Genomic DNA, 1,129 nt, shown 5'->3' with positions numbered 1-1,129 from the left:
TCTGATGGTCTCGCGGCAGGAAACGGCGCGTGCGCTGATGACGCCCGGCGAGATCATGCAACTACCACCGAGCGATGCCATCGTCATGGTTTCGGGCCTGTTCCCGATCCGGGCCAAGAAAGCACGCTATTTTGCCGATCCACGTCTCGCAGGGCGCGTCCTGCCGCCACCGAACCCTGAAACGGCCTCAGGACCACCGCGCCCGGATGACTGGACCGGCGCTACAGTCCCTCCGGTGCCGAAACGCAATCCTCTGCAATCCGGGCTCTCTGCGGACCCGCAGGACGGGGATCCGGAAAATGGCGGCATCCGCCGTCAGCCTGAGCTCCCGGAACACGAGGATATCGCGCCGGAACCGCAGGCACAGCTCAATGAAGAGTTCGATCTGGACTGGGACGAATCCGATGATGACACGGTGCGTCGGCGGGCGGCCGATCAGGCTATGCGGCGCGCTGCACGGCAGGCCACCCTCGATCCTGATGACGGCATCGGGCTTTGAACGTGAAGGATGCCAAGAAGAGAAGGCTTTCGGCCTATCTCGATCCTGACGTCATGAACGCGCTTGCCGACTACTCGGCACGCCGCGATGTGTCGCTGTCGCTGATCGCCGAGGCCGCGATCGCCTCGTTCCTTTCACCGGATGCCGAGGAGCGGAAGGAGGCGGCAATCACCCGTCGTCTCGATCAGATCGACCGGCGTGTGCAGCGTGTCGAGCGCGATGTCGGCATCGCCATCGAGACACTGGCTCTGTTCGTGCGCTTCTGGCTCAACTCGACCCCGGCATTGCCCGAATCCGCGCAGGCGGAAGCCCGTGCGAAAGGCCTGCAGCGGTATGACGCGTTCGTTGACGCGCTTGGCCGCAGGCTGAGCAAGGGACCAAAGTTCAGACAGGAAATCGCTGATGAAGTCCCGGCGTCACCAACCGGCGCGGATGATTCCCCGTCGCGGTAGATGGCAGCGCCAGGCCGCGAGATCGCCGTACCGCATTCGGCAAGTCTCTGCACGCCGCGCTACGCTCACCGATTTAGCCTGTTGCAAGGTCGGTATTCATGCCTCTTCTAATCATCCCCGACCGCGGCACGAACAGGCTCGCCGCAGCGAACGGGGACCATCGTGGCAGGCAATCATC

2 protein-coding genes are annotated in these 1,129 nt (G+C 63.7%); both read left to right on the top strand.

What is annotated here, in order from left to right; translation table 11 throughout:
* Positions 1–499: type IV secretory system conjugative DNA transfer family protein (locus tag EOA22_RS34595; protein WP_164756218.1), on the top strand; the 499-nt coding region annotated here is incomplete at its 5' end.
* Between the two features lie 53 nt (positions 500–552).
* Positions 553–951, top strand: a complete 399-nt coding sequence (locus EOA22_RS34590) for a hypothetical protein (RefSeq protein WP_063170888.1) — start codon at positions 553–555, stop codon at positions 949–951.
* The last annotated feature ends 178 nt before the right edge of the window (positions 952–1,129 follow it).

The sequence above is a fragment of the Mesorhizobium sp. M7A.F.Ca.US.014.04.1.1 genome, assembly GCF_003998745.1.
Classification (GTDB): domain Bacteria; phylum Pseudomonadota; class Alphaproteobacteria; order Rhizobiales; family Rhizobiaceae; genus Mesorhizobium; species Mesorhizobium ciceri.
Note: the sequence above shows the minus strand (reverse complement) of the source record. Positions and strands in the feature narration are given on the sequence as shown.

What these genes read in the sequence shown, in the direction of transcription:
- EOA22_RS34590 (WP_063170888.1), top strand. Translation starts at nt 553, where the DNA reads ATGAACGCGCTTGCCGACTACTCGGCACGCCGCGATGTGTCGCTGTCG.